This window comes from Dactylosporangium sp. NBC_01737, from assembly GCF_035963215.1.
Taxonomy (GTDB): Bacteria; Actinomycetota; Actinomycetes; order Mycobacteriales; family Micromonosporaceae; genus Dactylosporangium.
Genome location: NZ_CP109153.1, coordinates 2,733,982 through 2,756,236, shown reverse-complemented (window position 1 = coordinate 2,756,236; position 22,255 = coordinate 2,733,982). Strand labels below are relative to the sequence as shown.

Sequence of the window (22,255 nt, the reverse complement as noted above, 5' to 3'; positions counted from 1 at the left end):
CCCAGTCCCTCAGTTCAGCGTTCTTAGCCAGCATCCGCACGCATATCGCATACGCCGTTGCCCAGCCTTCGACGGCGCACGGGCTGAGCAGAAAGACCGTGATGAACAGCCGGCGCGGCCGGAGAACCACCCGGACGTGCTCCAAGCCGTCACCGCCGCAAGCGGTACGAGTAACCAGCTCAGCCACCCGGGCGGGCGAGATCCCGGCCTGCGGGCCTTGGGTTGAGAGCACTACACGCACGAGTTGCATGGGGCGGCCTAGCCCCATTCGTATCCGCCAGCGGACGGCCGGCCAACGATTCGTGAAAGACCATTGTCATCGACCTTGTCAGGCATGTGAGAGTTCCCTTCGGTCATCCGAACTGACGCGTTGCGCCGATGGACTCACAATTCATGACCGCGGAACGGAAGGCACTAGATCACGGCTGGCACGAAGCTGCATGGCGCTGAGGTGCCACCCCACTAAAACGGATATAACTGGGCACTCCGGACAACGCGGCGGCTCGTTTGACCGGCATTGCTCATCCGCAGTGAAGACTGCATACTCGTCGGCATTCGACCTTCTACGGGGATGAAGGCATGCTCGGACCACTGGGCCTCTCGGAGGCGGCCGAGGCCGTCTATAGAACGATGTTGGGCAATCCCACGTGGGGCGTGGCGCAGATCGCTCGCCGGCTCGGTGTGCCGGAGGTCCGCGTTCGTCGGGCTCTAGACGAGCTGGCGGACCTCGCCCTGCTCCGGTCCGGCGAGGACGGCGGGCAGCTGCAAGCCGTCCACCCAGCCGTCGGCCTGGCGACGCTCGTGAGTCGGGTCGAGAGTGAGATCATGGAACGGCAGCGGCAGCTCGACGCCACCCGTTCCGCGGTGGCCACGATGGTCGCCGAGCAGGAATCGAACGGGTACCGCGACTCGGTGACCCGGCTTGAGGGAATCAACGCGGTGCGTGCTCGGCTGGAGGAGCTGGCCCACACTGCGCGGTTCGAATGCGTGTCCATGAACCCTCGGTTGTCCCAGACGGCGGAGGCCATGGCGGCCAGCCGGGCCCTCAACGAGGGAGTCCTCAGGCGCGGGGTCCAGGTCCGGTGCGTGTATCAGGACAGCGTGCGTAATTTGCCGGTGATGGTGGAGCACGCCGGGTGGCTGTCCGCATTCGGCGGCGAGGTGCGCACGGCACCTACGGTGCCGATGCTCATGATCGTGCAGGATCGCGAAACCGCGATCCTGCCACTCGACCCGGCCGACACCAGGCGCGGCGGGGTTGAGGTGCACAGTCCCGCCGTCGTCGCCGCCGTGTACGCCCTGTTTGAGCTGGTGTGGTCGACCGCCACCGCCATCACCGAGATGGTGTCCGCGGCAGAGCACGGCCTGCAGCCGTCGGAGGTGGAGCTCGTCCGGTTGCTGGCCGCCGGACACACGGACGAGGCCTCAGCCCGCCGGCTCGGGGTGTCGCTGCGAACGGTTCGGCGGCTGGTGGCTCGCCTCATGGAGCGCCTGGATGCGGAAAGCCGGTTCCAGGCCGGAGTGCGTGCCGTTCAGCGTGGATGGCTATGAGACAGGCTGCCGCGTAGATCATCTCCCCGACACCGTCTCTACGCTGGCACCGCGACCTACTACGCCACCACCACGCCAAGGTATCCCGCCCGAAACGGCCCAGGTGACGCCCAAGATCCAGACCAGACGACACGGCAGCGCTTCGGGTACGGCTGGCCTCACAGAACGTCACCATCCGCACCGATCGCCGGGAGTTCTCGCTGCGCGTGCTGCCTGCGCCCGGCGCGCTGCGCACCGCCGTTCCCGCCGAGGTTCGGAAGGAGCTTTCCCAGCTGTACTCCCGGCTGCCCGGGCTGGTCGAGCCGCAACGGGACCTGGTGGGCGCACCTGACGAGCGACCCCGAGCGCCGCCGCGACGGCCAGACGGCGTCGCGCGCTTCATCGCGTGGACCCTCGAACCCGACCAGCGATGCGCCATCTGTGACAGTCGCCGCCACGCCGTGATGCCCGGGGTACCGCCGCGCCTCATCCCGTGCGACGGTCTGCGAGAAGTCATTGCCGCCAGCGACCTGCCCGGTGGCTTCGGCCAGTCGGGTCTGAGTCATGCCGAGTTGCGGATCTCGGCCAGTTGAGCGCCACTGACCGAGGCCAGCAGTTACTCTCGCATGCCCTGGCGCCGAGCAACCCGCTCGACGCCGTCCCAGGTCGGGCGGCGGCGCGGGCCTTTGCCCTCCACGGCCCGCCAGTTCGAAGCCTCGGTCACGACTGGCCTCCCTCTTCAGCGCCGCAAGATCGTCGGCGAACCAAGTATCCGCAAGCGGGCCGCTGTGGTACCACGCCTCCCACCATCACGCAGCAACGGCTCTACGAGTGCTCGGCGAAACGAACCACCCAGGGTCACGGCGAACCAACCGGGCATACCGGACGGATTCCGCCCATCGCAAACGCCGATTGTGTGATCGGCCCCCGCTCCCACCAGCCCGAACGAATCCAGGTCACGCCGGGGCAGGATATGCCGGCGCAGGTCAACGGGGGCGTCGGTACACTGTGCTCCGCGCCCTCGTAGCTCAGGGGATAGAGCAACGGTTTCCTAAACCGTGTGTCGCAGGTTCGAATCCTGCCGGGGGCACCAGGTCAGAGGCCTATGGCACGTTTTTCTTGATCTTGCGTGCCATTCGCGTGCCACTAGCCTTCCGGGCCACCTTGTCCAGGTGAGCTGCGACCTCTTCATCCTTGCCGCCGAGCGGACGGGCGTAATGCCTGGTAGTGACGCTGGCGTCGGCGTGGCCGAGCCGGGCAGCGGCGACAAGGATGCCGTGCGAGTCCGAGACCCAGGACGCGTGCGTGGCTCGGAGATCGTGCGGCTTCAACCCGTCGAGGCCGGCCGCTTCGGCGGCTACCCGGAACCGGCTGCGGAAGCCGTAGTAGCTCTGCTGTCGCCCACTTGTGTGCTTCTGCCTACCTCCGAACAGGAACACGTCCTCGCCGTCGGGCAGGTTGCCGAGCAGTTCTGCCACCGCGTCCGACACGAACTCAGGCAGGACCAGTTCACGTTGCTGGTGGTTCTTCGGTGTGCCGATCACCGAGCCGCCGCGGACCTGGGACACCGCTTCGGCGATGAGGAGTCGCCGGCCCGGCAGGTCGAACGACCGGCGACGCAGCGGCAGCGCCTCGCCGATCCGGAGGCCGGCGTACGCGAGCAGCAGGACCAGGACCCGATCGGGCAGGTCGCACTTTGCCGAAAGGCGGGCGACGTCAGCGGGAGTCAGGACGGTCGGCTTGGCCTGCGGCAGGCGAGGCAGGCCGGCGACGCGACCGCCCCGGCAAGGGGTCACCGGGATCATGCCGTTGTCGACGGCCGAGGCCATTACCTGGGACAGAAGCCGGTACGCCTGCCGGACCTGCGACGCGCTTACCGTCTCGGCGAGGGTGCCGACCCACCGGGTCACCGCGAGAGGGCGGAGTGCGCCGAGCTTCACCTTCCCCAGGTGCGGCACGATGAGCCGGTCAATGACCGAGCGATAGGTCTCCTGCGTTTTGACCTTCCATCGTGACTGGGTCGCCGCGAACCACTGATCCGCCCACGCTGAGATCGGCGTCTTGGCCGCCGTGGGCGAGATCCAGCGGCCCGACGCGATGTCGCCTTCGGCCGTGCTGAGAAAGCGCTCCGCGAGGGCCTTGGTCGGGTACGTCTGCGGTGCGGGATGCATCTGGCCGTCCGGGCCGGAGTAGCGCGCCTGCCATTGGCCGGACGGAAGTTGCCGAACGGCGCCGAATCGACGTCGCCTCTTGTCGGTCATCAAGCCACCAATCCGTTGCTGTGCAAGCCCATGCGGATCGGCACCACAGTGGACTCGTCGATGTAGTTGGTCAGTGCGTCTTCCTTGATCCGGACGTGTGTACCGGCCTTGACGTACTCGATCCGGCGTTCGGCGATCAGCCGGCGCACGAACCGTTCCGTCACTCCGAGCCGTTCGGCCACCTCTGCGACCTTCAACAGCCGGTCACTCACCGTCGCGTTCCTCCCCGTTGTCGTTGACTACGTGCTCGTACTGCGCCGCTCGATCTCTGGCGGCGTTGATGGCGCTGCGCCACTGCATCCGTTGCGCCAGCGCCCGCAGGAGGCGATGCCGCATCGGTGGCAGGTCCGGATCGTTCGGCTTCGCCAGTTCCCAGGCGACCGGCGCCGGTGTTCCGTCGTCGGATCCGGTGACCGGGACCTGGTCGACGCCACCCGAAACGCCGAGGAGTGCCTTGACCCAGGCGCGGGCGTCGTGGCGGTGGTCGGCGAGGGTCTTTCCCGACCAGTCGCGGGAGACGAGGATGCGCCGGCCGCCGATGCCGAGCGTGGCGCGCTGGTGGACCTTGCCTTTGCAGTTGCCGGGACGGAGCTTCCCGTGGGCGTTCTTCGGCTGGATGCCGTACAGCAGCCAGTTCGCGCATCGTTCCGAGCACGGCGTCACCCGCAGCTCGTGCCAGAGCCGTTCGAGATGCGCCCGCTGCCGGTCGGTCGTCACGGTGTGGCAGTCAGCCGCGGACTTGGTGATGTACTTCGTGATGTACCCGACCGTACGGTCGATGTCCTTGCTGTCAGCCGAGACCCCGCGGGCGTCGACGTGCTTACCGAACCGAATCACGTGCGCCGGTTCGGCGTCCGGGTCGTCGTCGACCGCGTCGAGCGCCTCATCCCAGGTCTGCAGCGGCAGGCCGTCCGCATCGCGCCAGACCTCGGCGTCGGCGTCCCAGAGCGGCCGGTACGTGGGCGCGTCCACGCGCGGCCACCACACTTGGTGGTAGGTGGCCGCCGCGACCTCTCGCAGGACCGTGCGCGGGATGGTGCCCCGGATGGCGAAGTGCGCGTGCGGTGCGAGTCGGCGTTGCGGCTCGACGCACCCGGCGTACTGCACGTTCCAGCCGACGCACCGCCGCAGGTTCTGCCAGAACCGGTCGAGCAGCCGCGGGAACGTGATCGCGTCCCACGCCGCGCGGCGGTAGTCGTAGCGGGACGGGTCGAGCGGTGAGCCGTCCTCCCGTACGGGACCGTACGAGTCGAGGGTCATCGTCAGCCACATCGACGGCCGGTGCTCGGTGCCGTCCGGAGCCGTGTACACCCGGCCGACCGTGCGCGGCTGGACCTTCTGACGCGGCAGCGCCGGAGCATCCTGGCGACGACGGGTAGAGCGCTGCCGCTTCGGTTCCTCCGGCTTGTCGTGCGCCGGCGCCACCGTGCCGCGCAAGCCTTCCGCTGCGATGGCCTCTTCCACCTCGCCGATCGCCTCGTCGACCTCGCCGACCTCATCCCACTTCGACTCCCGGACCGCCTGATCCCGGAAGTACTCCAGGTGCGCCCGGAGACTGATCAGCGACCGGTGTTCCTCCGTCGCCGGGTTCGGAGCCGGGGCAGGTTCGTCGACGCGGTGCCAGCCCTCCCGGATCTGCGTCTTGCGCAGCCGCCTTGCCCGCTTCGCGCACGAGACGCACTTGTCCTCACGGGTCGCGCCGCAGGGGACGTCGATGATTTCGGTCTGGCCGGTCGTCAGGTCGGTGCGGCGGAGCCCGACCGGACGGAGGCAGACCCCGTACTCAGCCGCCATGTCCTTGACGACGTCGGCAGCAAGGGGCATCAGCATGCGTGCGGCACGGGAGCCGGGGCGCGGCCCTCCCTGCGGCTCCAGGCCGGGCAGCGCCTCAGTGGTGACCGTCATCGGCGGCCTGCCGGGTGCCGGACGTCCACGAACATGCGGTCGATCGCGTCGCCATCGCCGCGCAGGACACGAGCACGGCGAGCAGCGGCGTAGGCGCCCACCATGGGGTGTCCGATCCGCCGGCCACCCCACGGGAGGCGTTGCACGGCAAGGCCCTGCGCTTCGGCGTGGGCGTCGGTGGAGGCGTGGACCCGGTCGGCGACGGCCTCAACGAGCCGTTGGAAGGCGTTCACGGATGGGGTTCCCTTCACTTCACGATGCCGGACGGGATCGCGCCGTTGGCGCGCTGGAACACGGGAAGCACCTCGACCGGCGCAGGTTCGGGCACCTCGACCAGGTCGACGGATGGCGCGGCGTCGAGAACCGGTGCAGGCGCTGGTTTTGTCGAGAGGACAAGCTTCACGAGGGCCATGAACGCGAGCGCCGGTACAGCGGCGATCAGCGCCCCGGAGATGCCCGGCTTGGCGACCGCCAGCTGCGCCGCGAGGGACAGCGCGACGGCCGCCGTGAGGACTGCGAACGGGTACCGCACCGACTCTCCCGTCCGCCGGCGACGCCGGATGACGAGCGCGCAGGCGATCGGGACAAGTTCGGAGATCGCGGCATTCGCCCAGCCGAACCAGTCGGCCGTCCCAGCCGGTGAGTTCGCCATCGTCCAGTCGTGGACGTGGGTGAACGACGCCGCCCCGGCCATGCCACCGACCACGAGCAGGATGACGACCAGGACGACGCTTTCGACGTGGTGCCGCATGCGGCGCATCCGTTGCCTCACTTGGCTTTCGGAGTGATCGGGACGCGGATCCAGTCGGGCGGTTCGCCGGTCGAGGCGACGGCTTCGGACAGGCACCGCCACAGCGCCCACGCCTCGGCGGGGGTGAGGTACATCCGCCGGCGCCCCGCACCGATGGCCAGGTAGAGGTCTTCGTCGTCGGTGACGCGGACCGTGACCGCGGACGAGCCGGTTGTCACGTGTGGTGCGCGAAGGCGGTAGAACCGGCGGGTCATGCCGCCTCCCCGTCGAGGAGGTTCGTCAGCGCGTCCGGGAGCAGCGGGCCTTGCGCGTGCCGTCCGGGCTTGTAGACGTGCCTGGGTTCCCGCCGTTGCGCCGGTACGGCCGCAGGCGGCTTGACGACGTCCGGCGCGGCGTAGGCGGCGGCCATGTCGCGGATCTCGTCGTCGGTGACGTAGGCGAACCGGACCCGCTCAGGCTCTGGGCGATCGTCGAGGACGACATAGCCGATGCCGCGCATGGACGGCCGCGCTGACAGCTGGTCGCACAGCGCACCCCGAGCGCGGGAGCCTTGGCCGAGAACGAGGTCGACGTGGTTGGGTTCGTTGAGCCGCAACGCGATCCGGGTGGGGAAGAAGTCGCGCAGCTCGACGACCTCTTTACGTGGATCCTGTGTCGCGCCGATGACGAGCACGCCGAGGCCAGCGCCCTGCGTGAGGAGCATGGCGAGGGCGGCCTTGGCGCGGGCACGCAACTCGGTGTCCTGCAGAAGGGCGACGAGGGCAAGGATCTCGTCGACCATCAGGACGTACAGCGGCTCGTCCAGGGTCGGAGTGTGCGCGCGGGTCTTGCCCTGCATGCGGGCCTGCCGCTCGCGCATGACCTCGACGAGTTCTTCCAACATCGCGACCATCGGCGGGACGGTGGCGTACTCGTACCGGCTGAACAGCTCCCGACCGAGGGACAGTTCCACGCCGCCCTTCGGGTCGATGCCCCACAGCCGCACCAGCCCTGATCGGATCGCTGGGGCGAGCGCCCGGATGAGCGACCACTGCACCGAGCCTTTGCCGGCCCGGGTCGCGCCGACGATCAGGACGTGGGTTGCGAGGAGGCGCAGCACGTACCGGACGAAGTCCTCACGAAGGCCGAGCGGTAGCGCCTCCAGGTCGGTCGCTTCGGGCACGTCGAACGCGGGAACCGTGCGGCGCAGCGGGTCACGCCGAACGAAGACCAGCCAGACCAGCCGCGGGCGGTCCCGGTACCGGAACCGATCGACCAGCCGCAGCAGCCCCGCCCATCGGCCGCGCCGGGTCGGGGGCGTGTCCCGCCGGCCCGAGTAGACGCGGCAGATGCGGGCGCTGAACGAGTACGCCAGGTTCGCTGCCGCCGCGTGGTAGTCGTCCGGGTTCTGCCCGCGCGGCATCCGCAGCAGCACTTCATCGGTGGCGTACGTGCAGCGGACGCGGAGCAGCTTCGGGACGTTCAACCGGTGGTCGAACCGTTCGGCGAGGCGGCAGACGGTCATCGCCTCGCGCCAGTGCAGTTGGTACACGAACAGCCGCTGCCACCACGACAGCACCGGCAGCACGACCAACCGTTCGCACCATGACCGCCACCGCCACCACCACACCCCGACCGTCGCGCCAGCGGCACCGGCGAACAGGGCGAGGATCTCCCATCCGTGGCGGTGCCACAGCCACACCGCGAGGACGGCGAGGGTGACGGAGGTGCGGTTGCGCCACAGCACCGGCGTCAGCCGGACGAGCAGGACCGTGGCCTTGAACAGCAGGTACGGGATGACGATCCACATGACCAGCCACCACGGCGCCGGGATGGACAAGCGCCGGAAGTTGACCAGCGGGACGTTGTTGTTCCTCACTTACGACCCTCCTACGACAGCGCCAGCGCAGCGAACCGTCCCCGCGCGTCACGACGGACCGCCAGCAGTTGCAGCGGCATCCCGGTGAACCAGCGGGTGAAACGGCCCCGCGCATCGCGCGCAACAGGCATGAGCAGCAGTAGCTGACCGTGGCAGGGAGGAATACGCCATGCCGAAATTGGCATAATGGCTATGCCTTCCACGCATATAGATGGGCTTGGTTGGCAGCGGGGCGGTCCGGCTTCCTACGGCATACAGACCGCCCCGCGCTTGCGTTGCTTACGCGGCCTTGCGGGCCGGCTGAGACGAGCGGAACCCCGTCGCCCGGTACGAGTACGCGAGCCGGCCGGTCGGACCGACGTACGGCGTGACCGTCATTCCCTCGAACTCCACCGGCGCGAACGGCGCGCTGCTCTCCGGCACCGGCTGAACCGGAGCGGAGATCTTCACCGCGACCTCACGCGAACGGCCGGCGAGGTCCGGGTCCAGGTCCGACACTCGTACCGTCCACACCCGCACCCCGGTCAGCTTGTCCACCGCGGGCGTGCGAGCCCTCGTCACCTCGTTGTAGTCCTGCGCCTCGACGATCGAGTCCGGCACCAGCGCACACCCCGCCGGGAACACGTCCTCGAACCGGACCGAGAACCGAGTACCACCCTTGAGCGCCACTTAGCTCCTCCATTTGACCGCTTAACTTGTTAGGTGACCCAAGTGTAGCGAGCAGACCTAGCTTGTTAAGTAGTTAGAAAGAGAAATCCGGCGATGTCAGCAAGATTGAGCAACGTCGACGCGCCGCCTAAGCAATCGAGAACGAGTCCTCGAACTCCTGCCGCGCAGGTGGCACGGTCACGTCCAGCGCGAAGGCAGGTTGACCAGCCCGCGTGAAGACGGAGAACAGAGCGGTCAGCACCCACTCCCCAGGCTCGATCTCCAGCAGCTCGCACTCTTCCTCGGTGGCCGGCCGCGCCGAGATTCGCTCCGTCGCCCGGTCGAACTGCACGCCCTTGCGCGTCGCGACGTGACGCAGCAACCCTTCGGCGAGTGGACCGGGCAAGCCAACATCAGTGCCGGAGGCGAGATCGGCGGGCATGTAGACCGTGCCCAGCTCAACGGGGCCGACCTCGTCAACGCTGACCAGCCGCCGACGCACCACGATCGGTGCGCCCTCGCTGATGTCCAATGCCGAAGCGGCGCGCGGAGGGGCCGGAACCTCTTCAACGTCGACCACTCGGACACTGCCGCCAACCTCGTCGGCCAGGAGGGCGGCCGCGTGTGCGGGCAACGACCTCGGCTCGACCGGCTTTGACCGCGCAAACCTGCCCTTGCCTTGCTGAGTATCGATCCAACCGGCTTGCCGCAGGATCTCCAGCGACCGCACGACGGTGGGGCGAGACGTGTCGAACTCTTTCATCAGCACGGTCTCGCTGGGCAGCATCTCGCCCGACGCGTAGGTGCCGTCTTCGATACGGGCTTGGAGCGCGTTGACGATCGTCACGTACTTCGGCGGCGTGTACTCGATCGGCATACCGGCTCACCTCAAGACGACAACATAGCTTGTCAAGAGCTTATATTTGTCGGTCGCTCCTGTCATCCCACGGTCGGACGGGCCAAACAGAGCGACCCCGACCCGAGCGGCATGCTCAGAGATCGGGGTCGCCGGGGTCGCAGAGCTACTCCGCTCGCAGGCGCTCCGCATGCTGGTGCCAGACGAGCGCAATCGTCGCCTCATGCCCCCATTGCTCGTACTCGCTCGATCCGGGCGCTTCCGCCTCGATGGCATCGACGTAGTCAACGGTGAACGCGGCGACCGCCGCCCGCCAGTCACGCCCGAAGCTCCCGCGGTCCACGTAACCGAGCCGTTCCCAACGCCGGGCGATGTCGGCGATGATCAGCCGCCGGTCATCTGGACTGTCCAGGCGGTTCCCGTGACGGGCCACCATTTCGCCCGCTGACAGCTCGACGCAACGCCCGATCAGCGGCAGCAGCGTCACCGCGATCTCGTAGAGCAGCTCTGCGCCATCGGCATCGGTGACCTGGACTCGGTCGGCCATCACCGTCATGCGTCGTCCCCCGCCGCTCGCTGCTGCGCCCTTGCCTCCCGAAGCCGCGACGCGTACGTCAACGCCTCTGCGCCGAGACGTTCCGCCGACCGGATCGCAGCGTCCCAGGAGTCGCCACGACCCATGTCGATGACGATGGTGACGTCGTCGTCTTTGATGACGAGGACCGGGTCGCCGTCCTCATCCGTGGCCTGCCACGACCGGAGCGCACGAACGTCGACATCGAGATCGGGCTGTGGTGCGACAGGCATGTCGGCCACCCGGAAGGTAGAAGATCGCACGCGCGGGCCTCCGTTCGACGTTGAGGGACCTGTCAGGCCGCGAGGAGCGGTCGACCGAGGCACTCCGGGCAGATCCGCACGCGGTACCGAACGCCCCCGTCATCAACGCTCACGTTCCGCAGACGAGAGGCGACCCGGAAGCCGCGCCCCTCACAGCCCCAGCAGGAGCCACGGCCACGGCCGGCATCGGTGGTGCCGCCCTGGACCACCATCGAGATACGACGCTCGCTGCTCATGCCTCAAGGGTTCCGTCTGTAGGGTTCGGACCCCACGCCCTCACGCTGCCTCAGCACTGAACTTTCACTGCACCCGATGTCCCACTCACTGCACTTCCGCTGCAAGACTGGTCGCATGGCGGAGCTGAATGGCGAACCTGTAGCCCCCGACGAACTACGGGCGTTGGCGATGGTGAACTACGGACACTTCACGTCCATGCGCGTCGATGACCAACACATCCGAGGGTTCTCACACCACCTTGAGCGCCTCGTCCGGGACAGCCGGCTACTGTTCGGCGCCGAGCTCGACCGCGACCAGATCCGCACCTGGGTACGCCAGGCCATCGCCGGACGCGACGGCGTCTTCGTCACTCGGGTCACCGTCTTCGACCCGCACCTACCGATCGGCCGTCCCAGCGCTCCAGCCACGCCGCAGGTGTTGGTGACCACCCGCGAGGTGCCGTCCGGCCCGGTCGAGCCATGGCGAGTGCGATCAGCGACGTACACGCGCGATCTGCCCGAGGTGAAACACATCGGCCTGTTCGGCGCGCTGTGGCACCGCCGCAACGCCCAGCTCGCCGAGTTCGACGACGCCCTGTTCGCAGACGCCGACGGGTACATCTCCGAAGGCCCGACGTGGAACGTCGCGTTCTACGACGGCGAACAGGTCATCTGGCCGAACGCCGAAGTCCTGCCCGGCGTCACCATGCGCCTCCTGCAACAGGTCCACGAACACACAACCCTTGCCCCGGTTCGGTTGCAGGACCTTCCGCAGATGCAGGCAGCGTTCGCCACCAACACCACCATCGGCGTACGTGCCATCACAGCCATCGACCACGTAGAGTTTCCAGGAGATCACCCAATCCTCGACACGCTCCGCAAGGAGTACGAGGAGATCCCGGCTGAGTCCCTGTAGAGCACCGCGACGCCCAACGGAGCTTTCTGGTCATGGCGACGATCACCGTCCAACGCTGGACTGGCCGCGAGATTCGAGCCCTGCGCGAGGCGAAGCGCATGAGCATCCGCGAGTTCGCCGGCCACCTCGGCGTCAGCGAACGGATGATCTCCAAGTGGGAAGCCGGCGGAGAGTCGATCATCCCCAGACCCGTTAACCAATCCGCTCTTGACACGTCACTTGCCGCCTCCAGCATGGACGTGCAGGCCAGATTCACCGACACCGTTGGACCTGCGCCGACCCCTCAGGCACAGGAGAACGCCATGTCGCAGCCCACCCCCGGCCAGCCCCAGGACGACGACATCCCGGTCGGCGACGAGCACCACATCCGCCACCCCGTCGACGGCAAGCTCATGACCCTCGTCGACGCCGGGATCTACTTCGCCGGCCCGGACAACGAGCCGGTCTACCTCCCGGCGTTCTACATCGACGTCTACCCAACCACGAACGCCGACTACGCCCGCTACATCGCCGCCACCGACGCGACACCGCCCCAGCACTGGGAAGACGGCAAGCCGCCAGCGGAGCAGCTGGACCACCCAGTCGTGTTCGTGACGTGGCACGACGCCAACGCGTACGCGCAGTGGGCGGGCAAGTCGCTGCCGACGAGCCAGCAGTGGGAGAAGGCCGCCCGAGGCACCCGCGGTGACATCTACCCGTGGGGCAGCCAGCGCACCCCAGCCAAGTGCAACTGCCGCGAGAACGGTATCCGCAGCACCACCCCAGTCGACCGCTACGCCAGTGGCGTCAGCCCTTACGGCGTCTACGACATGTGCGGCAACACGTGGGAGTGGTGCTCGACGGGGACCGAACTTGGGCGGCACGAGCTAAAAGGCAGCGCCTTCACAAGCCCATTCCTCCGCTGCACCCCATCACTGTTCAACGACGCCTCAGCCAACATGTTGGATGACGACACCGGCTTCCGCTGCATCACCCATAAAGTTGACGTACGAGCTGACTACCAGTCCAGGTCGGCGAACGTTCGAGTTATTGTCTAGAAGTTTCCAGTATGGTTCAGTAGTCGTAGCCATTGCAAGTATGACAACGTAGGCGGTTACCGAATGAGTCTTGCACAAGATCTCGAGCTTCTCGAAGACCAGTTGAACGTCGAACGACGTAAGGTCGACGTCGCGACGCACAACTTCTCGGTCCGTGAGCTCGTGCGGATGATCGCCGAAAAAGAGCTCAATGTCGCGCCCGATTACCAGCGAATGTTCCGCTGGACGCCTGAGGCCGAGTCGACGTTTGTTGAATCCGTCTTCTTGGGGCTGCCAATTCCTCCTATATTTGTTGCCACTAATGTTGGCTTTCAGTGGGAGGTAGTGGATGGTCTCCAAAGGCTCTCAACGCTGGTTCACTTCCTGTCAGTGAACAAGGCGGAGCTCGCAGTCATCGCCCGCTCTGCCCCCTTACCTCTTACCGGCCTCGAAAAGCTCAATCAGCTCAACGGCCTGACCCATGAACAGCTACCGCGCAACCTGCAGGTGTACTTTGGCCGTCAGCCTCTTCAAGTCGTCTCACTTACCGACAAAAGTGATTTGCAGGTTCGTTTTGACGTCTTCGCTCGACTAAATAGAGGCTCCATGCGCCTAAGCGCTCAAGAGGTGCGCGCATGCGTATATCAAGGCAAATTTAACGATCTAGTGTCAGAACTGGCAGCGTTTGAACCGTTCACGAAGATGCTAAAGCTCAAAAAGGTCAATCAGAGTGACGGAACGACTGCTGAACAAGTTGTAAAATTCTTCGCTTACAAAAATTACCGAGACTCGTTTGACGGCAAAATCGAGCACTGGCTTAATAAGTATATGGAATCGGTTAAGAAGAATCCTTTTAATTATTCGAAGGAATCTGCTGCGTTCCAGGACGCTGTGAAAAAGCTCGCTGAGATCCTGGGTGATCGCCAGTTCTTAAGGACCGGTCACTCACTAACACCTCTCGTGCAGTTCGAAACAGCGCTCGTGGCGATAGCTGATCTACAGGCAGACGGAGTTAAGATCATACAGCCGGCCGACGACTGGTTGTCAGATGAGGAGTTCAGAGAGGCTAGCGGTGCAGGCTCGAATGCACGCACTATGCTGACCCGTCGCATCACTAGAGCAAAGGCTCTTCTCAGTGGCACCGTCTAGCGCCACACTGACGCAGAACCTAGTCGATCAGCATGATCGACTCTCACAAAGGGCTCAACGTCTCAAGCGGCTAATCATTTCTGTACAAACTCTCGCCACCGCAGATCCTACGGCGCCGAATCACTTTCTGCTACAAGAGGCAAGGGCCGCGGCAGTCATAGGGATGGTGGCTGAGCTAGAAAGCCTGACCCGTGTTGCCCTAAAGGAGATTCACGAATACATCAATCGCGCGAGCATACCTGTAAACACGATTGCGGCATGCCTACGGCAGTTAGTTGCACACAACGAATTTGAAAGCCTAAGAAATCTACAAGACGCCGCCAAAGTCTGGGAGAAACGTGCGTATACCACAAGCCTGGATCGCCAGGCAGTAGAGGTCGTGCTTCCATTGCCGACAAAAGGCCCGCTCCCGCCTATGGATGGTCGAACACCTACACCAAGCCTATACAACAGAATCTGGTCGGTGTATGGATTACACCGCGAAGCATTCCCCGTGGCTTCGTGGAGTCCGTCAATCCTAAAGATGGCGGGCTTGAGGAATGACATTGCGCACGGCAACATACCGTTCCATGAAATTTTTCAACAGCCGGGCGTTACTGTCGCCGACATAGAACGTTATGTCGACGACATAGAAGCTTTCTCCAGCCATTTTATAGCCACCATTGTTGACTACCTAACGAACAGTCTTTACCTCAGCCGGTAGCAGAATCCGTTAGGTCAAAGACGACGAAATCCTAGCGTCGTGGCGCAGCACAACTTGCTGATCGGCGATACCCACGTCAAACTCGCTCTAGGACGATTGCGCTTTCTACCGCGCGGAAGTCTTGCCGATACTGTCTTGAACCAGGATGAATCGAAGCCATCGTTCTGGGAACCGTAAAGTTTACCCGCCTGCGAGTAGTCCAGCCAGCTTGCGTGCCCATATCCAAGATTAGTGCAGGCAGGTCGACGTGCACATCTTTGTAAAACGAATCTTGAACCACAAGCGCCATTAGACCACCGGGCTTTACTACCCGGTGCAGCTCATTCAAGGAACTCCACATGCCTGAGAAGTACTGTAGATAGTATTTCTTGTAATATGTGCTCGATGCCTTAGAGCTATGCGACGTTATGAGGTCTATGAGCGTCGCGGTTTCTTGACCCCATACACTGGGGGTAGCATCCTCGGCTGAACCAGATATCGTAGGCGTTCCAATCATTTGATCGCGAAGCCTGCGGATATCACTCGACGTAAGTCCGACAACAGCCAGCTCGGGAAGCGTTGCTTTAACATAGTCTAGTCGGGTGCAATAAGGCGGCGAAGAAACGATGGCGTCTACACTTTTATCGTCCATCGGAATTCCGGTCGAAGAGGCAACGCCAATGGTGGCAACTCCCTCCTTGGTGAGCAGGGGGATTTCGAGCTGGCCTAGATAGGGATTACTGACCTTGACCGCATCTAGAAAAGCTCTATGAAGCTCCGAACGACGTACCCCCAGACGCCGTCCAGCTGGATTCTTAATCCACGATTGATTTGACGGGACGTATGCTCGGACCAGTTCGCGTACCGCCCGAAATAGCGCTACATAATACACGGACGCTAGAGACGTGTGAGGCATCCCTAATTGGAACACTGGCTGCGAGCCGTCACAGTCTGGGTCGACCAAAATTCGGAATACCGCACGTTCCAGCGCCCGTATCTCTGTAGCGGTTGAAGGTCCGAACCAGGTGCTAAGAAGGTCGTCATTTCTCAATCTGAATTGATGCGAACATGCTCGGTCGCATATCTCTACCGCAATCGGCAGTAAGCTGTCCGCTACATCTGACCCAATTAGCCGGGCACGGCCAATAATAACTGCCGCTGGATTGATATCGTACCCAAAAGCGTTGAGTCCAGTTGCGGTGGCCGCGACCGTTGTTGTGCCCACTCCGTTCCAGGGGTCCAGCACGATGCCGTCAGCTGGTACCTGGAGAGATCGAAGCATGTCCTCTACAAAGCCCTGGGTGTAGCCAGCGTAGTACTTGTAATACTGACGGTGAGGCGAACCACCGAGCTTTGGGCTGCGCATGGTAGCACACTACCTTGCGTATCCCAGGCACGATAGATCGGCTCTACTCCGACACTTCGGACGAGAGAGTGACTGTATCTGGCGTGGTCACCGATTGTCATGGCAATTGCCGAATCTAGCTGTACTAGATCAAGGCGCCTTCGGCGCGGGCTCGGACGTGGACACCCGGCTCGGCGTGCAAGCGGCGCCCGGCGCAAGCGCCGGCGCCGGAAGCCCGCGCGGCCGGGACACCACGTCCGAGCCGTACAGGATGCGCTGAAGAAGGACAGCCAGACACGGCAAACAACTCGGGAAGCCTCCAACGGCCGAGACGGCTTAAGAACGATCTGAGCTACCGCGACGCCCGCCTGGCTACATGCCGTCGCTCCCGCGGCCTCACCATCCGCCGGTAGTTGCGCTCTTGCCTCCCGGCGGGCCTCAAGGTCCCGGAGGGAGCCGCTCCTCCGCACACCCGCCACACAGGCGATGCCAAGCAGACCGTCGGCGGGGGCGCCAAGCGTCCGCGCGACCCTCACCCTCCGCGCGGACGAGGCACCCCCGCCGACGGCCCGCTTCCCAAGGGTGCACGACGGGTGTACGGAGGAGCTTCAAAGCTGAGGGAGGCGCCGGAACCCGGTCGGCCGGCGTACCCGTTGCGGAAGACGGGCGACGCCGGCCGGGTGAGGGTGCGCAGCTGAGCCGTCGCGGACACATGACCACGACGGCTCAGGCGTACCAGCTCAAGGCCATGTAGTGCCAGATAGAGCAGCAGCGACGGCAGCCCGCCATTCCACAACTCCGCTTGCGCCTTAGTGACCGCAGTGGACTACTTGCTAACACTCGCTAGAAGTTGCGAACCGCCATAGCGGTATTAGACAGGATCAGGAACCTGCGGGTAGATCATGATTCCGGCCTTGTTGGGTTTGCCTTCAAGTTTGGTGACGCTGACCTTGCCTGAGGACAAGAGCTTCACGAACGGCTTCGACAGCGACTCATCGCTACGGAACGCATTCCAGGCGGTAATCAAGAAATAGAGATGTTCCGAGATCCGCAACTGATCACGGCTCTTCTTTGCCTCATTTTCGCGGAGGTAGAACTGCTTTACCGGATCTTCGTCACCGTCGAACTCGAGGTTATCCAGCTTGGAGAAGAATTTGATGGTGTCGTCCATGTCGATACTTCCGAGCAGCAACGTAGCGAAGCTGGTCAGGCCCAGCGACATCAGATCGTTCACCTGATTCCACTTGCGAGCCAGAGCGACTGCACCCGTAATGGAGAGCGCACCCTCGGGGAGCTTATTCTGCTCGTCCACCCAGCTGGTGATCTCGCTGTTGGTGACCTTGCGGGCACCATTGACACCTCGCCGAACCGGTCGGTGGTGTCCCTCAGACCACAAAATCGCGGTACGAGCTGCGGATGCAACGGCAGGATGGTTCGAGTCCACCCGGCCCGACAGCTTGAGCGCGTCAGCGCCCGTCCGAGCTGCGCTCGTGTCAATAACTTCCTGGACCGACGCCGGCACGTTGCGAGCAACAAACAGCCACATCGAAACACCGGATTCGACGATGGCATGCAGACGATGCTGCCCGTCGATCAGCTTGCCTTTGGTGTCGAACGCAATCGACATATGGCTCGACTGCCAACGGCCGGCCTTCATGTCGCTTGCCTGCGAGAGATAGTGCGCCTTCCGGAGATTCCGGTTGGAATGGTTCTTACCAAGATACGATTCGGCCTTGTCCGGATCGATGAGCTCAAGCTCCATCGTGATGTCCGGTTTGACCGGTGCAAGTGCGAGCGTCACTATTACTTCCAATCTGTCCGACTCGGGACATGTTGCGGAGCCCTTGGCATCCGACTTCAAGTGGGCGAATCTGCCCGCTCGAAAAACACGCTACACCCTGTCAAGTCGAGGTCGTGTATGCCTCCGTGACTCTGACCGATCGGATGCGCCTTGTAGACAAACGCACGACAGCGTTGCCACGCATCTGGCGTCCAGGCGGGCGCATGGTCGTGCCATTCGCGTGCCAGTAACAGCGGTCAACCACGGCCAATCGGGGGGCAACAATCGACCCCACGCCAAAGACGGACGCCCAGGTCAGAGCAGGTCAGGGCGCCAGGAGAGCACGCCCTGATCCAATTCCTAAACCGTGTGTCGCAGGTTCGAATCCTGCCGGGGGCACCACAAGGCAGGGGCGCGATCAGCAATCAATTGAACCGGGCGCCCGCGCGCCTGATGCGGTGCCGGGAGTCAAGCCTCTCCGGCCGTCACGCAAGCGTCGCGAGATCCCCAGTCAGAGTCGACAGGCTCGTGAGCAGATGTTCGAGCTCCGCACGGTCCGGCACCGGGTGACACAGGAAGCAGACCTCGTCCTCGACGATCGACACTGCGGGTGCGCCAAGCCGCTGCAGCCGCTGGACGACGTCCCCTAACGAGCCGCACTCCAGTCCCGGGCGGGCACGACCGTGCCGTGCTCGGCCGGCAGGGTGAAAGAGCACGTGCCGGTGCGCTGTCCGATGTGGAACGGCTCGGCGATCACCACGTCACGGGCGTCCAGCATGCCTGCCACGACGGTGGGTGGCCTTGCGTCGAGCCGCCTCGCGGGCGACGCCGTGAACGATCACGGCGGCGACCGCAGCGCCGAGCAAACACCCACGCCGCCCTCTTCCGGCACCATCCATGATCCCGAAGGCCGCCGGCGGCGCAAGCGCTGACGCAACCTTTTGGTTGCCATTCACCGCTTGATGTGCAACCGTTGAGTTGCGATGAAGGGAGAAGGGGTCATGATGGATCACAAGACCGGTACCCGCGAGGAGTGGCTCGCGGCGCGGCTGGAGTTGCTCAAGGCCGAGAAGGAGCTCACGCGGCGCAGCGATGAGGTGGCCCGGCAACGGCAGGCGCTGCCGTGGGTCCGGGTCGACAAGGAGTACCGCTTCGACACCGAGGACGGGCCGGCGACGCTTGCCGACCTGTTCCGTGGCAACTCGCAGCTGCTCGTGTACCACTTCATGTTCGGGCCCGACTACACCGCCGGCTGCCCGTCGTGCTCGGCGATTGCGGACGGCTTCAACGGCTCCGTCGTCCACCTCGCCAACCACGGTGTCACGCTGCATGCCGTGTCGCAGGCGCCGTTGCCCAAGCTGCAGGCGTACCGGCAGCGGATGGGCTGGACGTTCCCGTGGGCGTCGTCGGCCGGCAGCGACTTCAACTACGACTTCCGCGTGACCCACTCCGCCGAGGAGTGGCGGTCCGGCAGCGTGGAGTACAACTTCCGCCAGATGGACGTGCGGCCACCGGCTTCCGGCCAGGAGCACCCGGACCTGCTCGCGCTCGCGGCGGGGGTCGGCACCGACTGGTCCACGTACCGGCAGCAGGGTCCGGGGCTCAGCGCGTTCATCCTCGTGGACGGCGTCGTGCACCACACGTACTCGACGTACGAGCGCGGCGTGGACGCGATCTGGGGCATGTACCCGTGGCTGGACCGGGCACCGCTCGGCCGCAACGAGACCGGCATGTGGTGGCGGCGCAAGGACGAGTACGCCCGGCACTGAACGGAACCGGGCGAGGGGGTGCCGGCAGCCGGAGGCGGCACCCCCTCGCCGGGGTCAGGACGTGCGGGTCTGGTACGCGGCGCGGCTGGCTTCGATGTGGGGGACGTGCTCGATCGCCCAGCCGGCCAGGGCCAGGGCGGGTGGGATCAGGCTCTTGCCGGTCGTGGTCAGCGTGTACTCCACCCGGGGCGGCACCTCGGCGTGGACCTTGCGGGCGACCAGGCCGTCGCGCTCCAGGTTGCGCAGGGTCAGGGTCAGCATGCGCTGGGAGATGCCCGGGATCTGCTGGTGCAGGTCGGTGAAGCGCAGCGTGCCCTGGTCGAGGGTGGCCACGATCAGCAGCGTCCATTTGTTGCAGATCTGGTCGAGGATCGCCCGGATCGTCTGGCCGCCGTCTCCGCGGATCATGCAGGTGTGCTCGTACTGCGACATGACAACCCCTTGTGCCTCACGCACACACGTGTGCCTTTTGTACGCCTCACGATAGTGACGCATCATGTGGCTACTTACGGCTGGTAACCATCCTGGTGAGGGGCGCACACATGGAGATCGCGTACTGGATTGTCGGCGGGCTGCTCGCGGTGTTCTACGTGTACGCCGGGGGAAAGAAGGTCGTGCAGAGCCAGCAGCAGCTCCTGCCGATGATGGGCTGGGTCGACCGGGTGCCGATGCCGCTGGTCAGGACGATCGGGGTGCTGGAGGTGCTCGGCGCGGCGGGGCTGATCCTGCCGCCGGCGACCGGGATCGCGCCGTGGCTCGCGGTCGCCGCCGCGGCGGGACTGGTCCTGATCCAGGTCGGTGGCATCGCCGTGCACCTGTCCCGGGGCGAAGGCAGGCTGATCGGGCTCAACATCGGCCTGCTCGTGACCGCCGCCGCGGCCGTCTGGCTCGGCACCACCTGGCTCTGACCGTGCCGGAAGCGCTCAGTGCAGCGTGCCGGCTCTGACCGCGCCGGAAGCGCTGGTGTCGGCGGCGGTCGCCGGAAGCACTCAGTGCAGCGTGACCTTCAGCAGGATCATGACCACGCCGAACGCTCCGGCGACCGCCGCCGACACCAGGCGTTCGGCGTGGGTGAGCCGGCCGTGGCGGCCCATCTCCCAGCCGGCCAGGCACAGCAGCAGCGCGCTGCAGACGAGGGCCGAGATCACCGTGGTACGCAGGGCGACGCCCGCGAGGTTCAGCAGGATCAGGACGACGACCGGCAGGGCCGAGGTCGTCACGATCTCCCAGCCGGTGGTCAGCTGCGCGCGGACCTGGTGCGCGGTCAGCCGCCGGCCCTCATGGACGCGTTGGGCCACGAGGCGGGCGTACCGCTCGGCGCCCCAGTAGATGACGAGGGTGACCAGGACCGCCGCGATCACCGCCCCGGCCGACGCCGCGTGGGACGAGGCCATCACGGCCGCGCCGATGATGACGCCGTAGACGCCGGCCGCCGTGGCCTCCTCGGTGAGACCGGTCACCCGGAGCCGGTGCGCGAGCGGGTGCCGCCGGCGCGGTCCTGACCACATCTGCGTGTCCACCGTCCTGATCAGACCGGCGACGGCCCTCCCCCGTGGCGGGCGATGGCGGGTCGTGGCGGCGGGTGAAACGTGGGTGGTACGAGCGAGGGAGGGAACATGGCGACGTTTTCAGCGAGACACGGTGACGCCTCACGGCATGGCGTGGCGCACCGGGGCACGGCCGCCGTGCCGTTCTGGGAGACCTTGACGCTGGGCGTGGTCACCACGCTGTTCGGGATCGTGGTGCTGGCCTGGCCGGGCGAGACGCTGCGGGTCCTGGGTGCGCTGGTCGGCGTCTGGCTGATCGTCGCCGGGGTGATGCGGGTGGCGACGGCCCTGGTCGAGCATCACGGGCTGGGGCGGCGGCTGCTGACCGGGGCGGTGGGCGCCGCGATGGTCATCGGCGGCGTGGCGTGCCTGCGCAACGTCGCCAACGGCGTGGTGGTCCTCGCGTTGATCGTCGGGCTGGCCTGGTTGCTGACCGGCGTGTCGGAGATCGGCATCGGGCTCATGACGCACGGCCGGGCCCGGGTGTGGCTGACGACCATGGGCGTCGCGTCGCTGGTCGTCGGCATCGTGTTCGTGGTGTGGCCGGGCGTGTCGCTCACCGCGATGGTGCTGCTGACCGGGATCAGCGCTCTGGTGATCGGGTGCGTGGAGATCGCGTTCGCGTTCCTCATGCGCCGCGAGGCCGCGGCCGCGGCCACGGCCTGACGCGGCACGGCCTGAGTGGACGGGCGGCGGCGCGGATCACGCGCCGCCGCCTGGTCATTTCGACTCGGTCTTGCGGGCGTGGGACCGGCCCGCCGGGGCCTTCGCCGGCGGCGCGTCCGGCTGATGCTCCTCGCCCTCCAGAACCTTCATGATCCTGGGCGCGATCGCCTCCGCCAGGGCCGGTGCCAGCGCGTCGGCGAGCAGCCCGGCGAGCGCCTCGGCGATGAGCACCCGCTCCAGCGTCGAGCCGCCCAAGCCGCCCCGCGCCATGGTGGACCGCACACCCTCGAGCAGGCCGCCGGGAAGTGGCGAGCGCCCCCGGCCCATGGCCTTCGACGGCTGCCCCTGGTCGGCGGTCTCGAGGATCTCCAGGATCAGCTCGTCGATCAGGGCTTCGACATGCTGATGTGGTTGGTCCGGATCATTGGGTACTGACGAATCAGCCGCCACGATGGTGCCTCCCTCGGATGGGCAAACGGCCCGTCCCCCGGCCGTGAACAGCCGGAGGACGGGATGCACGATGC

Annotated in this window: 26 protein-coding genes and 1 tRNA gene; 11 read left to right on the top strand and 16 right to left on the bottom strand. The window is 65.5% G+C overall.

Going from position 1 to position 22,255, the window contains the following annotated elements:
- Positions 1 to 579 precede the first annotated feature (579 nt).
- The 3 genes from OHA72_RS12190 (at position 580) to OHA72_RS12180 (ending at position 2,623) form a co-directional block, all read left to right on the top strand.
- The gene (locus tag OHA72_RS12190) at positions 580 to 1,551 is read left to right on the top strand and encodes a helix-turn-helix transcriptional regulator (protein WP_327007955.1); all 972 of its coding nucleotides are present in this window, start codon (positions 580 to 582) and stop codon (positions 1,549 to 1,551) included.
- A gap of 206 nt (positions 1,552 to 1,757) precedes the next feature.
- The gene (locus OHA72_RS12185; RefSeq protein WP_327007954.1) at positions 1,758 to 2,123 is read left to right on the top strand and encodes a hypothetical protein; all 366 of its coding nucleotides are present in this window, start codon (positions 1,758 to 1,760) and stop codon (positions 2,121 to 2,123) included.
- A gap of 424 nt (positions 2,124 to 2,547) precedes the next feature.
- A tRNA-Arg gene (locus OHA72_RS12180) sits at positions 2,548 to 2,623 on the top strand.
- A 10-nt stretch (positions 2,624 to 2,633) separates the two neighbouring features.
- Here OHA72_RS12180 and OHA72_RS12175 read toward each other — a convergent pair.
- The 11 genes from OHA72_RS12175 to OHA72_RS12125 all read right to left on the bottom strand — a co-directional run bounded on the left by OHA72_RS12175 (position 2,634) and on the right by OHA72_RS12125 (position 10,616).
- The gene (locus OHA72_RS12175; RefSeq protein WP_327007953.1) at positions 2,634 to 3,791 is read right to left on the bottom strand and encodes a tyrosine-type recombinase/integrase; all 1,158 of its coding nucleotides are present in this window, start codon (positions 3,789 to 3,791) and stop codon (positions 2,634 to 2,636) included.
- Entirely contained in the window at positions 3,791 to 4,003 is a 213-nt protein-coding gene (locus OHA72_RS12170; protein WP_327007952.1) for a helix-turn-helix domain-containing protein, read from the bottom strand. Before OHA72_RS12170 ends, OHA72_RS12175 begins: the two co-directional genes overlap by 1 nt.
- Positions 3,996 to 5,696 carry a replication initiator gene (locus tag OHA72_RS12165; RefSeq protein WP_327007951.1) on the bottom strand — a complete coding sequence of 567 codons (1,701 nt, stop codon included), beginning with the start codon at positions 5,694 to 5,696 and terminating at the stop codon, positions 3,996 to 3,998. Before OHA72_RS12165 ends, OHA72_RS12170 begins: the two co-directional genes overlap by 8 nt.
- Entirely contained in the window at positions 5,693 to 5,929 is a 237-nt protein-coding gene (locus OHA72_RS12160) for a hypothetical protein (RefSeq protein ID WP_327007950.1), read from the bottom strand. Before OHA72_RS12160 ends, OHA72_RS12165 begins: the two co-directional genes overlap by 4 nt.
- Before the next feature lie 14 nt (positions 5,930 to 5,943).
- Positions 5,944 to 6,456: a DUF2637 domain-containing protein gene (locus OHA72_RS12155; protein WP_442788566.1), complete on the bottom strand. Its 513-nt coding sequence runs from the start codon at positions 6,454 to 6,456 to the stop codon at positions 5,944 to 5,946.
- A gap of 8 nt (positions 6,457 to 6,464) precedes the next feature.
- Entirely contained in the window at positions 6,465 to 6,701 is a 237-nt protein-coding gene (locus OHA72_RS12150) for a spread protein (RefSeq protein WP_327007948.1), read from the bottom strand.
- The gene (locus OHA72_RS12145) at positions 6,698 to 8,305 is read right to left on the bottom strand and encodes an FtsK/SpoIIIE domain-containing protein (protein WP_327007947.1); all 1,608 of its coding nucleotides are present in this window, start codon (positions 8,303 to 8,305) and stop codon (positions 6,698 to 6,700) included. Before OHA72_RS12145 ends, OHA72_RS12150 begins: the two co-directional genes overlap by 4 nt.
- 279 nt (positions 8,306 to 8,584) lie before the next feature.
- On the bottom strand, positions 8,585 to 8,974 hold the full coding sequence (locus OHA72_RS12140; protein WP_327007946.1) for a transcriptional regulator: 390 nt from the start codon (positions 8,972 to 8,974) through the stop codon (positions 8,585 to 8,587).
- A 127-nt stretch (positions 8,975 to 9,101) separates the two neighbouring features.
- Positions 9,102 to 9,830: a GntR family transcriptional regulator gene (locus tag OHA72_RS12135; RefSeq protein WP_327007945.1), complete on the bottom strand. Its 729-nt coding sequence runs from the start codon at positions 9,828 to 9,830 to the stop codon at positions 9,102 to 9,104.
- A 145-nt stretch (positions 9,831 to 9,975) separates the two neighbouring features.
- Complete coding sequence (locus OHA72_RS12130; protein WP_327007944.1) at positions 9,976 to 10,365, bottom strand: hypothetical protein; 390 nt, start codon at positions 10,363 to 10,365, stop codon at positions 9,976 to 9,978.
- The gene (locus tag OHA72_RS12125) at positions 10,362 to 10,616 is read right to left on the bottom strand and encodes a hypothetical protein (protein WP_327007943.1); all 255 of its coding nucleotides are present in this window, start codon (positions 10,614 to 10,616) and stop codon (positions 10,362 to 10,364) included. The genes OHA72_RS12130 and OHA72_RS12125 overlap by 4 nt, the downstream gene beginning before the upstream one ends.
- Before the next feature lie 381 nt (positions 10,617 to 10,997).
- On the opposite strand from OHA72_RS12125, the gene OHA72_RS12120 reads away from it, so the two are divergent.
- The 4 genes from OHA72_RS12120 to OHA72_RS12105 all read left to right on the top strand — a co-directional run bounded on the left by OHA72_RS12120 (position 10,998) and on the right by OHA72_RS12105 (position 14,645).
- Positions 10,998 to 11,777: an aminotransferase class IV family protein gene (locus OHA72_RS12120; protein ID WP_327007942.1), complete on the top strand. Its 780-nt coding sequence runs from the start codon at positions 10,998 to 11,000 to the stop codon at positions 11,775 to 11,777.
- Positions 11,778 to 11,809: 32 nt separating this feature from the next.
- Positions 11,810 to 12,814 carry an SUMF1/EgtB/PvdO family nonheme iron enzyme gene (locus OHA72_RS12115; protein ID WP_327007941.1) on the top strand — a complete coding sequence of 335 codons (1,005 nt, stop codon included), beginning with the start codon at positions 11,810 to 11,812 and terminating at the stop codon, positions 12,812 to 12,814.
- 63 nt (positions 12,815 to 12,877) lie between these two features.
- Positions 12,878 to 13,942, top strand: coding sequence for a GmrSD restriction endonuclease domain-containing protein (locus OHA72_RS12110; protein WP_327007940.1), 1,065 nt, complete (start codon positions 12,878 to 12,880; stop codon positions 13,940 to 13,942).
- Positions 13,943 to 14,105: 163 nt separating this feature from the next.
- Positions 14,106 to 14,645 carry a hypothetical protein gene (locus OHA72_RS12105; RefSeq protein ID WP_327007939.1) on the top strand — a complete coding sequence of 180 codons (540 nt, stop codon included), beginning with the start codon at positions 14,106 to 14,108 and terminating at the stop codon, positions 14,643 to 14,645.
- Between the two features lie 76 nt (positions 14,646 to 14,721).
- Here OHA72_RS12105 and OHA72_RS12100 read toward each other — a convergent pair whose 3' ends face one another.
- Positions 14,722 to 15,990, bottom strand: a complete 1,269-nt coding sequence (locus OHA72_RS12100) for a hypothetical protein (RefSeq protein ID WP_327007938.1) — start codon at positions 15,988 to 15,990, stop codon at positions 14,722 to 14,724.
- Positions 15,991 to 16,840: 850 nt separating this feature from the next.
- Complete coding sequence (locus OHA72_RS12095; protein ID WP_327007937.1) at positions 16,841 to 17,770, bottom strand: hypothetical protein; 930 nt, start codon at positions 17,768 to 17,770, stop codon at positions 16,841 to 16,843.
- Positions 17,771 to 18,453: 683 nt separating this feature from the next.
- Between OHA72_RS12095 and OHA72_RS12090 the strand changes: the two genes are divergently transcribed.
- Both OHA72_RS12090 and OHA72_RS12085 read left to right on the top strand, forming a co-directional pair.
- Positions 18,454 to 18,681, top strand: a complete 228-nt coding sequence (locus tag OHA72_RS12090) for a hypothetical protein (protein ID WP_327007936.1) — start codon at positions 18,454 to 18,456, stop codon at positions 18,679 to 18,681.
- A gap of 69 nt (positions 18,682 to 18,750) precedes the next feature.
- Complete coding sequence (locus OHA72_RS12085; RefSeq protein WP_327007935.1) at positions 18,751 to 19,518, top strand: DUF899 domain-containing protein; 768 nt, start codon at positions 18,751 to 18,753, stop codon at positions 19,516 to 19,518.
- A gap of 54 nt (positions 19,519 to 19,572) precedes the next feature.
- On the opposite strand, the gene OHA72_RS12080 is transcribed toward OHA72_RS12085, so the two are convergent.
- Positions 19,573 to 19,950, bottom strand: coding sequence for a winged helix-turn-helix transcriptional regulator (locus OHA72_RS12080; RefSeq protein ID WP_327007934.1), 378 nt, complete (start codon positions 19,948 to 19,950; stop codon positions 19,573 to 19,575).
- Between the two features lie 110 nt (positions 19,951 to 20,060).
- On the opposite strand from OHA72_RS12080, the gene OHA72_RS12075 reads away from it, so the two are divergent.
- Positions 20,061 to 20,426, top strand: coding sequence for a DoxX family protein (locus tag OHA72_RS12075; protein ID WP_327007933.1), 366 nt, complete (start codon positions 20,061 to 20,063; stop codon positions 20,424 to 20,426).
- A gap of 81 nt (positions 20,427 to 20,507) precedes the next feature.
- Here the strand turns inward: OHA72_RS12075 and OHA72_RS12070 are convergent, their stop codons facing one another.
- Complete coding sequence (locus tag OHA72_RS12070) at positions 20,508 to 21,038, bottom strand: hypothetical protein (protein WP_327007932.1); 531 nt, start codon at positions 21,036 to 21,038, stop codon at positions 20,508 to 20,510.
- 96 nt (positions 21,039 to 21,134) lie between these two features.
- Here OHA72_RS12070 and OHA72_RS12065 point away from each other — a divergent pair, with 96 nt between their 5' ends.
- Positions 21,135 to 21,731 carry an HdeD family acid-resistance protein gene (locus tag OHA72_RS12065; protein WP_327007931.1) on the top strand — a complete coding sequence of 199 codons (597 nt, stop codon included), beginning with the start codon at positions 21,135 to 21,137 and terminating at the stop codon, positions 21,729 to 21,731.
- A gap of 54 nt (positions 21,732 to 21,785) precedes the next feature.
- On the opposite strand, the gene OHA72_RS12060 is transcribed toward OHA72_RS12065, so the two are convergent.
- Positions 21,786 to 22,250 (bottom strand): hypothetical protein, encoded by a 465-nt coding sequence (locus OHA72_RS12060; RefSeq protein ID WP_327007930.1) that lies wholly within the window; start codon positions 22,248 to 22,250, stop codon positions 21,786 to 21,788.
- Positions 22,251 to 22,255: the final 5 nt, after the last annotated feature.